The sequence below is a fragment of the Pseudomonas sp. B8(2017) genome, from assembly GCF_002113575.1.
Taxonomy (GTDB): domain Bacteria; phylum Pseudomonadota; class Gammaproteobacteria; order Pseudomonadales; family Pseudomonadaceae; genus Aquipseudomonas; species Aquipseudomonas putida_Z.
The window spans coordinates 198,407-211,161 of record NZ_NEIO01000001.1 but is presented as its reverse complement, the minus strand read 5'-3'; the positions used below and the strand labels follow the sequence as shown (position 1 = coordinate 211,161).

Genomic DNA, 12,755 nt, shown 5'->3' with positions numbered 1-12,755 from the left:
GGCCGTCGCCGCCCAGGGAGAGGCATCATCGCCAGGTGACTCAACGACGGAGCGAATCGAGTGCAACCCACGCAAGAGAACGACCTGCAGGCACTGATGAGCCGATTCGAGTTGCTGATCGAACGTGTCGAGCAACTAAAACGGCAAAATGCACTCCTAGTAGCTCAGGAAAAATCCTGGCGCGAAGAGCGCGCCCACCTCATCGAAAAGAACGAGATCGCCAAGCGCAAGGTCGAGTCGATGATTTTACGCCTCAAGGCTCTGGAGCAAGACTCATGAGTTCAAGCAATAGCGTCACCGTGCAGATCCTCGACAAGGAATATTCGATCATCTGCCCGCCGGAAGAGCGCAACAACCTGGTCAGCGCCGCGCGCTACCTGGACGGCAAGATGCGCGAGATCCGCAGCAGCGGCAAGGTGATCGGCGCCGACCGCATCGCGGTCATGGCAGCGTTGAACATCACCCACGAAATGCTGCACCGCCAAGAGGACCGCAACGATGCCCCGGCAGGCGGCACCACCCGCGAACAGGTGCGCGACCTGCTGGAACGGGTCGACCAGGCACTGTCCGACGACGCGGATACCAAAATCGGCTGAGATTGGTATACTGGCGCCACTCCCTGGGGGATGCGCCAGTCGGTTATGTCCCTGAGCCGATACGCACAACCACGGGGGTTGCACGCTGGGGCCGGTGTGCATGTCCGCCCGACGGAAAGCCTTAACGCCCCCTGCAATCTCCACCTTGAACTTTCGGGTTCAAGGGCTACACCGATAGCGGTCTTATCGGGGAGCCTGAATTCTCTTGCCCGCCCCTTCCGGCGGGCAATTCGTTTTGGCCGACCATGTCGGCCAGCACCTGGGATCGCCCGTGCCATGACCGACACCGCGCAGCTCACCCGCCCCCAGCTCCGTCGCCTGCTCCGCAATGCCCGCCGCGCCCTTACCCCTGCGCAGCAACGCCAGGCCGCCCTTGGCCTGTACCGCCAGCTGGCGCAGCACCCGCTGTTCCGACGCGCCCGGCACATTGCCCTGTACCTGCCCAACGACGGCGAAATCGACCCTTACCTGCTGCTGCGCGAAGCCCAGCGCCGCGGCAAGCGCACCTACCTGCCGGTGCTGCACGCCTGGCCGCGTACGCGCATGGTGTTCCAGCGCTTCGAGCAGGGCGAGAAGCTCAAGCCCAACCGCTTTCGCATTCCCGAGCCGGTCACCGAGCGCAAGCGCCAGCGCCCGATCTGGTCGCTGGACCTGATCCTGCTACCGTTGGTCGGTTTCGACGAAGTGGGCGGTCGCCTGGGAATGGGCGGTGGTTTCTATGATCGCAGCCTGGCCTACCAGGCGCGTCGCCAGACCTGGAAAAAGCCGTTGCTGTTGGGGCTGGCACATGAATGCCAGAAGGTCGAGCGGCTGGCTCAGGCCAGTTGGGATGTACCGCTGCAGGGGACGGTCTCGGACCGTGGCTGGTACCTGGCGCCGCGTTGAGCGGCGCCGGCGGGGGCATCAACGTTGCGGCTGGCTGGCGTCGACCGGCATCTGATAGGCGTTGTCCAGCTTGCGCTCCCAGATCCCTTGCGCATAACCGGTCGTGACCACACCCAGGCCGAAAATGAACACCAGGATCCACAGCAGATCCGGCTTGTTACGTTGATTCATCGAAGATTGCCCCCCAGGCAAACTGTTCAGGCTCGGCAATTTTCTGGGTATCGCCGGAGCATCGCGCTTTAAACGGGGCGCATTTTCCGACAACCTGCGTCTGCACGCAAACCTTGACGCCAACCGACTGTCGGTTTCATGCAACAGGTTATTTCAAACCTTTTCAGGAGCAGCACCCATGGCCTACTGGCTGATGAAATCCGAGCCCGACGAGCTCTCCATCGAAGCCCTCGGCCGCCTCGGCGAAGCGCGCTGGGACGGCGTGCGCAACTACCAGGCGCGCAATTTCCTGCGGGCCATGAGCGTTGGCGACGAGTTCTTCTTCTATCACTCCAGCTGCCCGCAGCCGGGCATCGCCGGCATTGCCAGGATCACCCGCGCTGCCTACCCCGACCCGACCGCGCTGGACCCGCAAAGCCATTACTACGATGCCAAGGCCACGGCCGACAAGAACCCGTGGAGCGCGGTGGATGTGGCCCATGTGCAAACCCTGCCACGGGTGCTGGAGCTGGGCTGGCTGAAACAGCAGGCAGGCCTGGCCGAACTGCCGCTGGTTCAGAAGGGCAGCCGCCTGTCGGTGATGCCGGTGACGCCAGAGCAATGGGCGGTGATTGTCGCTTTGCGTTGAAACTGCGGCTAAGGTCAGATCTTGCTGACCGGCGCGGTCCCCTGTAGGAGCGGCCTTGTGTCGCGATGGGGCGCACAGCGGCCCCGGGATATCAGCGTCACCCCATGAATTGCCGGGGCTGCTTTGCAGCCCTTTCGCGACACAAGGCCGCTCCTACAGGGACTGTGGGGGCCTTTGATTGATATCAACACATCGCCAATGGCCGCAGGCCATGATGCAGTGTGCATGACCGCAAGGATGCAGACCGATGAACCGATACGCCCCAAGGATCTTCGCCACCGCGCTGATCGCCCTACTCGCAACAGCCGGTGGGCTGGGGTACTGGAAGTCGCTCCACGACCAGTTGCCCGAAGGCCTGAGCATGGGCAACGGCCGCCTGGAAGCCACCGAAGTGCAGATCGCCAGCAAAATCCCCGGCCGCCTGGCCGAAGTGCTGGTCGACGAAGGTGACAAGGTAACTCGCGGCCAGCTGCTGGCGCGCATCGACACCCGTACCATGGAAGCCCAGCGCAGCCAGGCCGAAGCCGAAGTGCTGCGCGCTCGGGAAAACTACGCCGCCGCCCAGGCCAGCGTGCAGCTGCGCCAAAGCGAACTGCTGCTGGCCAGCCAGGAGCTCAAGCGCGTGCGCGAGATCTTCCAGCGCAAATACGCCAGCCAGCAGTTGCTCGACCAACAGCAGGCGCGCTTCGACACGGCCAACGCCGCCGTGGTCGCCGCCCGCGCCCAACTGGCGGCGATCAAGGCCGCCATCGGCGCCGCCGAGGCCCAGGTGGCGCAGCTCACCAGCGAGATCGACGACAGCAGCCTGCGCGCACCGATCGACGGCATCATCCAGCTGCGCCTGGCCGAGCCCGGTGAAGTGCTGGGTGCCGGCGGCCGCGTACTGATGCTGATCGACCCCAGCGACCAGTACATGAACCTCTACCTGCCCGCCTCCACCAGCGGCCGGCTGACCGTCGGCGACCAGGCGCGGATCGTGCTCGACGCCCTGCCCGAGCGGGCGCTGCCAGCGAAGGTGGCCTTTGTCGCGGCCAAGGCCCAGTTCACCCCCAAGCAGGTGGAAACCCGCGACGAGCGGCAGAAGCTGGTGTTCCGGGTCAAGTTGCGCCTGACCGACCCGGGCGCCGTACCGCAGGCCAAGCCGGGCATGCCAGGCGCCGGCTATGTACGCACGGCTGAGGTGGACTGGCCGGCCAACCTGCAATGAACGCCCCGGCACTGCTGGCCGAGGGTATCAGCCATCGCTACGGCGACCTGGTGGCCCTGCACCCCCTCGGGTTCAGCCTGCCGGCGGGCACCCGCTGCGCGCTGATCGGCCCTGACGGGGCTGGCAAATCGACCCTGCTGGGGCTGATCGCCGGCGTCAAGCGCCTGCAACAGGGCGAACTGCAGGTGCTGGGTGGCTCGATCCGCCAGCGGCGCCATCGCGCGGCGCTGTACCCGAAAGTGGCGTTCATGCCGCAGGGGCTGGGCAACAACCTGTATCCGGAGCTGTCGATCAGCGAGAACATCCGTTTTTTCGCCACCCTGTTCGGCCTCGGCCGCCGCGAATGCGAACAGCGCATGGCCAACCTGCTGCAGGCCACCGACCTGCAGCGCTTTGCCGAGCGCCCGGCGGGCAAGCTGTCGGGCGGCATGAAACAGAAGTTGGGCCTGTGCTGCGCGCTGATCCACGAGCCGGACCTGCTGATCCTCGACGAACCGACCACCGGCGTCGACCCACTGTCACGGCGGCGTTTCTGGGAGCTGGTCGAACAGGTGCGCGCGCAACGCCCGCAACTGACCCTGCTGGTGGCCACCGCCTACATGGAGGAGGCCGAACAGTTCGAGCATTGCCTGATGCTCGATGGCGGCCGCCTGCTGGCCGCCGGCCCCAGCCATGAGCTTGCCGCAGTCACCCCCAGCGGCAAGCTGGACGACGCCTTCACCCATTACCAAGGCGCGGGCAAGGCACAACACCCTCCGCTCATCATTCCACCGCGCCCAGCCACTGACACCTCGGTCGCCATCGAGGCCCACGACCTGACCCTGCGCTTTGGCGATTTCACGGCAGTGAACAAGGTCAGCTTCGCCATTGGCCGCGGGGAGATCTTCGGCTTCCTGGGCTCCAACGGCTGCGGCAAGACCACCACCATGAAAGTGCTCACCGGCCTGATGCCGGCCAGCGAAGGCAGCGCCAGCCTGCTCGGCCGCCCGGTGGATGCCAGCGACCTGGCCACGCGCAAGCGAGTCGGTTTCATGTCGCAGAGTTTTTCGCTGTATGGCGAGCTCAGCACCCGGCAGAACCTGACCCTGCATGCCCGCCTGTTCGACCTGCCCAAGGCCGAGAGCGCCCAGCGTATCGACGAACTGATCGAGCGCTTCGACCTGGGTGCCATCGCCGACCAGCCATCCGGCGCCCTGCCCCTCGGCCTGCGCCAGCGCCTGTCGCTGGCGGTGGCGGTGCTGCACCGCCCGGAAGTGCTGATCCTCGACGAACCCACCTCCGGCGTCGACCCGGCTGCCCGTGACGACTTCTGGCGCCTGCTGGTGGAGCTGTCACGCGAGCAGGGCGTGACCATTTTCCTTTCCACCCACTTCATGAACGAAGCCCAACGCTGCGACCGCATCTCGCTGATGCATGCAGGCCGGGTACTGGCCTGCGACACGCCGGGTGCCCTGCAACGCCAGTACCAGGGCAACACCCTGGAAGACGCGTTCGTACGCTGCCTGGAACAGGCCCAGGAACTGGCGCCGCAAGCCACCGACAACGCCGTGCTGGAACAGGCCGCCACGCCTGCGCCGGCGCTGCGCCAGGGTTTCAGCCTGCGTCGCCTGCTGGCGGTGGCCAGCCGTGAGGGCAAGGAGCTGCTGCGCGACAAGGTACGCCTGGCCTTCGCCCTGCTGGGGGCGGTGTTCATGATGGTGATCTTCGGCTATGGCATTTCGCTGGATGTGGAAAACCTCGCCTTCGCCGTACACGACCAGGACCAGAGCCCGCAAAGCCGGGCCTACCTCGAAGCCTTCCGTGGTTCACGCTATTTCGCCGAACAAGCGCCCATCCGCGATACCCGCGAAATGCACCAGCGCCTGCAGCGCTCGGAAATCAAACTGGCGCTGGAAATCCCCCCCGGCTTTGGCCGCGACCTGTACGCCGGGCGTCAACCGGTGGTGGCTGCCTGGCTCGATGGCGGCATGCCGTTCCGCGCGGAAACCAGCCGCAACTACGTGGAAGCCGTGCATCAGGCCAACCTCGAGCAACTGGCCAAGGCCAGCCCACAGCCGCAGCCACGCCAGGACCTGGTGCGCCTGGAAACCCGTTTTCGGTACAACCAGGATGTGGTCAGCGTGAACGCCATCGGCCCGGGGGTAATGGCGCTGATCCTGGCCTTCATCCCGGCCATGCTCACCGCGCTGGGTATCGTCCGCGAGAAAGAGCTCGGCTCCATCACCAACTTCTACGCCACACCCCTCACCCGCCTGGAGTTTCTGCTCGGCAAGCAGATGCCCTATCTTGCCGTGAGCCTGGTCAACCTGGCGTTGCTGGTGGCGATGAACCGCTGGCTGTTCGCCGTGCCGCTCAAGGGCAGCGTGCTGGCCCTGGCCTGTGGCGGCGTCGCCTACCTGCTGGCGACCACCAGCCTGGGCCTGCTGATCTCGGCCTTCACCCGCACCCAGATCGCCGCCATCCTGGGCACCATGATCATCACCAGCCTGCCGACCATCCAGTTCTCCGGGCTGATCGTGCCACGCTCGTCGCTGGACGGCGCGGCGGCGGTAATGGGCCAGCTGTTCCCGGCGGGCTACTTCCTCGACATCGCGGTCGGCACCTTCACCAAGGCGCTGGGCCTGCGCGAACTGTGGCCGCAGTGCCTGATCCTGCTCAGTTTCTTTGTCGTGTTCACTGGCCTGAGCCTGGCCATGCTGAAGAAGCAGGAGGCCTGAGATGTCGCGCCTGAACCACACCCTGCGCCTGGGCCTGAAAGAGCTGACCAGCCTGCGCCATGACAGCGTGCTGCTGTTGTTCCTGCTGTATGCCTTCAGCGTGGCCATCTACATGCCCGCAGCCGGCTCGGTGATCGGCGTGCACAACGCCAGCGTCGCGGTGGTGGACGAAGACCACAGCCTGCTGTCACGCAAGCTCGGCGAAGCCCTGCAACCACCCGAATTCCAGCCCGCCGTGCCGCTGGCCCCGGGGCGCCTGGACCAGGCCATGGACAGCGGCCAGTACACCTTCGTGATCAACGTACCGGTGAATTTCCAGAGCGACCTGCTGGCCGGGCGCTCGCCGGAACTGCAGATCAATGTCGACGCCACGGCCATGAGCCAGGCGTTCATGGGGGCCGGCTATATCGGCCGCATCTTCGAACGCGAGTTGCTCGACTACAGCCAGCGCAACAACACGCAGAGCCCGGTGCTAATCAACGCCAAGGCCCTGTTCAACCCCAACCTGGAGGGTGGCTGGTTCCTGGCGGTGATCCAGATCGTCAACAACATCACCATCCTGGCGATCATCCTCACCGGCACCGCGTTGCTGCGCGAGCGCGAGCACGGCACCCTCGACCACCTGCTGGTGCTGCCGCTGACCGCGCTGGAAATCATGTTGGCGAAAATCGCCAGCAACGCGCTGGTAGTGGTGATCTGCACCTGGATTTCGCTGGTGGTGGTGGTCAAGGGCGCGCTTGGCGTGCCGCTCTCCGGTTCGATGGGCCTGTTCCTGGCCGTGACCGCGCTGTACCTGTTCGCCAGTACCGCACTGGGCATCTTCCTCGCTACCCTGGCGCGCTCGACGCCACAATTCGGCCTGCTGGCAATCCCGGTGATCATCCCGATGCTGTTGCTGTCCGGCGGCAGCACACCGCTGGACAGCATGCCGCAGTGGCTGCAGTGGGTGATGCAGGGGTCGCCGTCGACGCACTTTGTCAGCCTTGGCGCCGCAATCCTGTTCCGTGATGCCGGCTGGACGGTGGTGTGGCCGGACATCCTGGCGCTGGCCGTGATCGGGCTGGTGTTCTTCGGCGTGGCGCTGGCGCGGTTTCGCCGAAGCCTGGCGTCCTGATCCAAATTGGGATCTAGCACAAAGACAAAGGGCGCCTTTCGGCGCCCTACTCACAGACAGGTCGGCTTGTCATCGCCATACACCTGCCCGGCTCTGTAATTGCTGGTTGAACCAGGATCCGCAGAGTCTTGCAAGCCCCTTACGGGAACAGGCTCATTTTAGCTTCGCCTTGGCTTCAGAAACCGAAAACTGGCGGGCTTACAGGAAAGACGGAAAGGTCCTACAACCGTGGTAAGCCTGACTTCAATCCAGCTCACCAGCAATCGACCTCACAGTGCTTCAGGTCACTGCACGATCAGGTTGTTGAACAGCAGGTCTTCGACGATCGGTTTGCCCTCTTCGGCTTCCATTACCTGCTGCACCTGTTTCAGCGCTTCCTGGCGAAGATGCTCCTTGGCCTCGACGTTGCTCATGCTGTCCACCGACTGTTGGGTGAACAGCGCCACCAGCTGGTTGCGGATCAGCGGCTCGTGGTGCTTCACCGCCTTGGCGGCTTCGTCGCCGGTCACGCGCAGGGCCACGTCGGCCTTGTACACGCGCAGCCGCGGGCTGCCGTCGAGGGCGTAGTTGCCGACAAAGGGCGGGCTCAGGCTGATGTAGGCGACTTTCGGCGCCCCTTCCTTGGCTTCCTCGGCCATGGCCGCAGCCGGCAGCAGCAGCGCCAGCACCATCAAGATCCACGCTTTCACGAATTTGCTCCTCAATACAGTTGGCGCCAGCTTACCCAGCATGCCGCTCAAACCCAAGCCCGGGCTTGTGCCGCCACTTATGCCTGCACATCAGGGCCGGCCATGCTCGTTGACCGGGCAGGCGCCCCTCCTACACTTATCGGCCACGACCCGCAAAGGAATAGCCCCGATGAAAGCTGTGTTGTGCAAAACCCTGGGCCCGGCGCGCGACCTGGTGCTGGAAGAGGTGGCCAGCCCGGTGCCGAAGAAAAACGAGATCCTGCTGGATGTGCAGGCCGCCGGGGTCAACTTCCCCGACACCCTGATCATCGAAGGCAAGTACCAGTTCCAGCCACCGCTGCCGTTCTCCCCCGGCGGCGAGGCAGCGGGCGTGGTGGCCGCCGTCGGGGAAAAGGCCGGCGCGTTCAAGGTCGGCGACCGGGTCATGGCGCTGACCGGCTGGGGTGCATTCGCCGAGCAGGTGGCGGTGCCGTTCTACAATGTGCTGCCGATCCCGCCGAGCATGGACTTCACCACCGCAGCGGCATTCGGCATGACCTACGGCACCTCCATCCACGCCCTGCGCCAGCGCGGCCAGGTGCAGGCGGGCGAGACCCTGCTGGTGCTGGGCGCGTCCGGCGGCGTCGGTCTGGCGGCGGTGGAGATCGGCAAGGCCATGGGCGCGCGGGTGATCGCCGCCGCCAGCAGTTCAGAAAAACTGGCCGTGGCCAAGGCAGCCGGCGCGGATGAACTGATCGACTACAGCCAGGCCAGCCTGCGTGACGAGATCAAGCGCCTGACCGGCGGCCAGGGCGTGGATGTGATCTACGACCCGGTGGGTGGCGAGTTGTTCGAGCAGGCAGTGCGCGGGCTGGCCTGGAATGGCCGGTTGCTGGTGGTGGGTTTTGCCAGCGGGACCATCCCGCAGCTGGCGGCCAACCTGGTGCTCCTCAAGGGTGCCGCGGTGCTCGGGGTATTCTGGGGGGCGTTTGCCCAGCGTCAGCCGGAGGACAATGCGGCCAACTTCCGGCAGCTGTTTGCATGGCATGCCGAAGGCAAGTTGAAGCCGCTGGTGTCGCAGACTTATCCACTGGCTGAGGCAGGGGCTGCCATTGAAAAGTTGGGGCAGCGTCAGGCTGTGGGTAAGTTGGTGGTGCTGGCCAGGTAAGACAGTTCCGGCCTTTTCGCGGGTGAACCCGCTCCCACAAGGACCGCACCGCCCTCAAGGAATGTGCAGTACCTGTGGGAGCGGGTTCACCCGCGAAGAGGCCGGCACAGGTGATCAAACCTCCCGCAGGTTATGGCAGCGCCTGAACCGCGCCTCCAGGTTGCGATCGGGCATCTGGTGGCTGCGCAGGGCATTCAAGGTCTGTTCGACATAATCACGCGTGGTGCCATAGCGCCCCTTGGCACTGGCCAGGATCTGGCTGAGCAGGGTGTCCGGCAGGTTCCCGGCATAGCACGGCAAATGCCGCTCCAGCACGAAGCCCAGGGCCTGCACCTTGCTGCCATCACCCAACCGGCAACTGAGCCAGTGCGGCCGGTACGCCGGGTACGGCATCTCGCGCTGCCACAGGGCCATCAGCGACTCATCCAGGCTGCTTTCATCCAGCCGGTAGGCAAAACCACTGCAGGAACCACCACGGTCCAGGCCGAACACCAGCCCGGGGGTTTCCGGGGTGCCGCGGTGTTCGTGCGACCACAGGTACAAGCCACGGTGGTAACCATGTACCCGCGCGCGCTGGCGTTCCACCGAGTTGCACTCCGGTCGCCAGATCAACGAACCATAGGCGAACAGCCACACCGGCCCACCCTGATGGCGAGACATGGTTGTCTTCATGGAATTGAACAACTGTTCGCGAGTATGTTGCTGACCGAAGTCGAGTGTCGGTGGATATGAAACTTCCCAGGACATACTTTCAAGTGCCGACATAAGCTGCCGCCATTATCCCTGTGAACTACGGATGTAGCGAGATTCGATTACGATGCGCCCCCAGCCTCTGTACCAAGGGCGCTTGCAGTAACCATAGGACAGAAATGCAGGAATACTCAAGCCCTCGCGCCAGAGTTTCATCCGCGCTCCCGACGACTGGAAAGTACTGTTTCGGAAACTGTGAAAGTTATTAGCCAAGGCGGTAACAATTACCGCCTTATACCCATACTTTCAAACTTCGGTTATTAGCCGCGTGGTGCGTAGGCAAATACATCGGCGCGCATGCGGTGCGCATCCATGCCGGCTTCGACCAGGGCGTCGAGAGTGGCATAGATCATGTTCGGCGAGCCGCTGGCATATACATGCACGCTGTTGAGGTCGGCGATGTCCTCGCAGACCGCCTCATGCAGCATGCCGCAACGGCCTTCCCAGCCGCACAGGTCGCTGACCACCTGATGCAGGAACAGGTTGGGCAGGCGCTGCCATTCATCCCAGTGCTCGATCTGGTAGAAGTCCTCGGGCCGGCGCACGCCCCAGTACAGGTGCACCGGGTGCTTGAAACCCTGAGCCCGGCAATGCTCGACCAGGCTGTGCATCTGGCCCATGCCGGTGCCAGCAGCAATCAGCACCAGCGGCCCGTCGGGCAACTCGGCCAGGTGGGTGTCGCCGAACGGCATTTCGATGCGCGCCAGGCCGTCGCGCTTGAGCTGCTCGATAAGTTGCACCGCACTGGGCTCGCGCGCCAGCACATGCAGCTCCAGCTCGCGCCCGGCATGGGGTGCGGAAGCCAGCGAAAACGCCGCCTGCTTGCCGCCTTCGCGCTCGATCATCAGGTACTGCCCCGCGTGGTAGCGCGGCGGCCTGCCAGCCGGCGCGCGCAATCGCACGCGCCAAACGTCGCCACCGACCTCGACGCACTCACTGACACTGCACGCCAGTTTGCGCACCGGCAACTCGCCCAGGGCGAGCACACCATCCCAGAGCAACACGCAGTCCTCCAGCGGTTCGGCAATGCAGGTGAACAGCTCGCCATGGTCGCGGACTTCACCGTCCTGGCGTACCCGGCCTTCGACCAACAACGCGGCGCAGACATGGCAATTGCCATTGCGGCAGCTGTTCGGGCAGTCATAGCCCAGCCGCCGCGCTCCATCCAGGATCCGTTCCCCGGGCTCGAGCGCCAGCACCGCCCCGGACGGCTGCAACGTTACCTGCATCAATCTATTCCCAACTGATCCCACAGCTCATCGATACGGCGGGTGACGGCTTCGTCCTTGACGATGACCCGTCCCCATTCGCGTGTAGTCTCGCCCGGCCACTTGTGCGTGGCGTCCAGGCCCATCTTCGACCCCAACCCGGATACCGGCGACGCGAAGTCCAGGTAGTCGATCGGGGTGTTGTCGATCATCACCGTATCACGCTTGGGGTCCATGCGTGTGGTGATGGCCCAGATCACATCGTTCCAGTCACGGGCATTGATATCGTCATCGGTGACAATAACGAACTTGGTGTACATGAACTGTCGCAGGAACGACCACACACCCAGCATCACGCGCTTGGCGTGGCCCGGGTACTGCTTCTTCATCGTCACCACCGCCATGCGGTACGAGCAGCCTTCCGGCGGCAGGTAGAAATCGACGATTTCCGGGAACTGCTTCTGCAGGATCGGCACGAACACTTCGTTCAGCGCCACGCCGAGGATCGCCGGCTCATCTGGCGGGCGGCCGGTGTAGGTGCTGTGGTAGATCGGTTTCTGCCGGTGGGTGATGCGCTCGACGGTGAATACCGGGAAGCTGTCCACTTCGTTGTAGTAGCCGGTGTGGTCGCCGTACGGGCCTTCCGGGGCCATTTCGCCCGGGTGGATCACGCCTTCCAGGATGATTTCGGCGGTGGCTGGTACCTGCAGGTTGCTGCCCCGGCACTTGACCAGTTCGGTGCGGTTGCCGCGCAGCAGGCCGGCGAAGGCGTACTCGGAGAGGGTGTCCGGCACCGGGGTCACGGCGCCGAGGATGGTGGCCGGGTCAGCGCCCAGGGCCACGGCGACCGGGAACGGCTGGCCAGGGTTCTTCTCGCACCATTCGCGGTAGTCCAGGGCCCCGCCACGGTGGCTGAGCCAGCGCATGATGACCTTGTTGCGGCCGATCACCTGCTGGCGGTAGATGCCCAGGTTCTGGCGGTCCTTGTTCGGGCCGCGGGTGACGGTGAGGCCCCAGGTGATCAGCGGCGCCACGTCGCCCGGCCAGCAGTGCTGTATCGGCAGAGCGCCGAGGTCGACATCGTCCCCCTCGACCACCACTTCCTGACACACCGCGTCCTTGACCACTTTCGGCGCCATCGACACGACTTTCTTGAAGATCGGCAGCTTGGACCAGGCATCCTTCAGGCCCTTCGGCGGCTCAGGCTCCTTGAGGAAGGCCAGCAGCTTGCCGATTTCCCGCAGTTCATCGACCGACTCGGCGCCCATGCCCATGGCAACGCGCTCCGGGGTGCCGAACAGGTTGCCCAGCACCGGGATGTCGAAGCCGGTGGGCTTTTCGAACAGCAATGCAGGGCCCTTGGCACGCAGGGTGCGGTCGCAGACCTCGGTCATTTCCAGGACGGGGGAGATCGGAACCTGGATGCGCTTGAGCTCGCCGCGCTGTTCCAGGCCACGGATGAAGTCGCGCAAGTCGCGATACTGCATGCAGGAGCCTCGTGTTGGCCGTATCGGTCGGGGGTGCAGAGTGTAGCGCCGTTCGGGCTTTGTTTGGGGGCAAAAATGCATTGGGGCCGCTTCGCGCCCCTTCGCGGGCACGCCCGCTCCCACAAGGATCACACTGAGCCTGTGGGAGCGGGCGTG

13 protein-coding genes and 1 other RNA gene are annotated in these 12,755 nt (G+C 64.6%); 9 read left to right on the top strand and 5 right to left on the bottom strand.

The annotated features are described in order from the left end of the window. Nucleotides 1-96 precede the first annotated feature (96 nt). The 4 genes from CAG22_RS01010 to CAG22_RS00995 all read left to right on the top strand — a co-directional run bounded on the left by CAG22_RS01010 (nucleotide 97) and on the right by CAG22_RS00995 (nucleotide 1,481). Nucleotides 97-279 (top strand): TIGR02449 family protein, encoded by a 183-nt coding sequence (locus CAG22_RS01010; protein ID WP_029886233.1) that lies wholly within the window; start codon nucleotides 97-99, stop codon nucleotides 277-279. Beyond that, the gene (locus CAG22_RS01005) at nucleotides 276-596 is read left to right on the top strand and encodes a cell division protein ZapA (protein WP_003259368.1); all 321 of its coding nucleotides are present in this window, start codon (nucleotides 276-278) and stop codon (nucleotides 594-596) included. The genes CAG22_RS01010 and CAG22_RS01005 overlap by 4 nt, the downstream gene beginning before the upstream one ends. 17 nt (nucleotides 597-613) lie before the next feature. After that, nucleotides 614-793, top strand: a non-coding RNA gene (ssrS, locus tag CAG22_RS01000) — 6S RNA. 79 nt (nucleotides 794-872) lie between these two features. Next, nucleotides 873-1,481: a 5-formyltetrahydrofolate cyclo-ligase gene (locus tag CAG22_RS00995; protein ID WP_003259369.1), complete on the top strand. Its 609-nt coding sequence runs from the start codon at nucleotides 873-875 to the stop codon at nucleotides 1,479-1,481. 18 nt (nucleotides 1,482-1,499) lie between these two features. Here the strand turns inward: CAG22_RS00995 and CAG22_RS28435 are convergent, their stop codons facing one another. Then, nucleotides 1,500-1,652, bottom strand: coding sequence for a hypothetical protein (locus CAG22_RS28435; protein WP_013974724.1), 153 nt, complete (start codon nucleotides 1,650-1,652; stop codon nucleotides 1,500-1,502). Between the two features lie 178 nt (nucleotides 1,653-1,830). Between CAG22_RS28435 and CAG22_RS00990 the strand changes: the two genes are divergently transcribed. From CAG22_RS00990 to CAG22_RS00975, 4 genes are all read left to right on the top strand, one after another. Beyond that, entirely contained in the window at nucleotides 1,831-2,280 is a 450-nt protein-coding gene (locus CAG22_RS00990; RefSeq protein WP_025341054.1) for an EVE domain-containing protein, read from the top strand. A 247-nt stretch (nucleotides 2,281-2,527) separates the two neighbouring features. Beyond that, complete coding sequence (locus CAG22_RS00985; protein WP_085704041.1) at nucleotides 2,528-3,487, top strand: HlyD family secretion protein; 960 nt, start codon at nucleotides 2,528-2,530, stop codon at nucleotides 3,485-3,487. Then, nucleotides 3,484-6,204, top strand: a complete 2,721-nt coding sequence (gene rbbA / locus CAG22_RS00980; protein WP_085704038.1) for a ribosome-associated ATPase/putative transporter RbbA — start codon at nucleotides 3,484-3,486, stop codon at nucleotides 6,202-6,204. The genes CAG22_RS00985 and rbbA overlap by 4 nt, the downstream gene beginning before the upstream one ends. A 1-nt stretch (nucleotide 6,205) precedes the next feature. Then, a complete protein-coding gene (locus CAG22_RS00975; RefSeq protein ID WP_075046716.1) occupies nucleotides 6,206-7,318 on the top strand; it encodes an ABC transporter permease in 1,113 nt (370 codons plus the stop codon). Nucleotides 7,319-7,602: 284 nt separating this feature from the next. Here the strand turns inward: CAG22_RS00975 and CAG22_RS00970 are convergent, their stop codons facing one another. Continuing rightward, entirely contained in the window at nucleotides 7,603-8,007 is a 405-nt protein-coding gene (locus CAG22_RS00970; RefSeq protein ID WP_025341058.1) for a flagellar basal body-associated protein FliL, read from the bottom strand. A 169-nt stretch (nucleotides 8,008-8,176) separates the two neighbouring features. Here CAG22_RS00970 and CAG22_RS00965 point away from each other — a divergent pair, with 169 nt between their 5' ends. After that, on the top strand, nucleotides 8,177-9,154 hold the full coding sequence (locus CAG22_RS00965) for an NADPH:quinone oxidoreductase family protein (RefSeq protein ID WP_085704035.1): 978 nt from the start codon (nucleotides 8,177-8,179) through the stop codon (nucleotides 9,152-9,154). Between the two features lie 114 nt (nucleotides 9,155-9,268). Here CAG22_RS00965 and CAG22_RS00955 read toward each other — a convergent pair whose 3' ends face one another. The 3 genes from CAG22_RS00955 to ubiD all read right to left on the bottom strand — a co-directional run bounded on the left by CAG22_RS00955 (nucleotide 9,269) and on the right by ubiD (nucleotide 12,599). Then, nucleotides 9,269-9,919, bottom strand: coding sequence for a gamma-glutamylcyclotransferase (locus CAG22_RS00955; RefSeq protein WP_025341060.1), 651 nt, complete (start codon nucleotides 9,917-9,919; stop codon nucleotides 9,269-9,271). Nucleotides 9,920-10,164: 245 nt separating this feature from the next. Beyond that, nucleotides 10,165-11,133 (bottom strand): CDP-6-deoxy-delta-3,4-glucoseen reductase, encoded by a 969-nt coding sequence (locus tag CAG22_RS00950; RefSeq protein ID WP_025341061.1) that lies wholly within the window; start codon nucleotides 11,131-11,133, stop codon nucleotides 10,165-10,167. Then, a complete protein-coding gene (ubiD, locus tag CAG22_RS00945) occupies nucleotides 11,133-12,599 on the bottom strand; it encodes a 4-hydroxy-3-polyprenylbenzoate decarboxylase (RefSeq protein WP_025341062.1) in 1,467 nt (488 codons plus the stop codon). Before ubiD ends, CAG22_RS00950 begins: the two co-directional genes overlap by 1 nt. Nucleotides 12,600-12,755 lie beyond the last annotated feature (156 nt).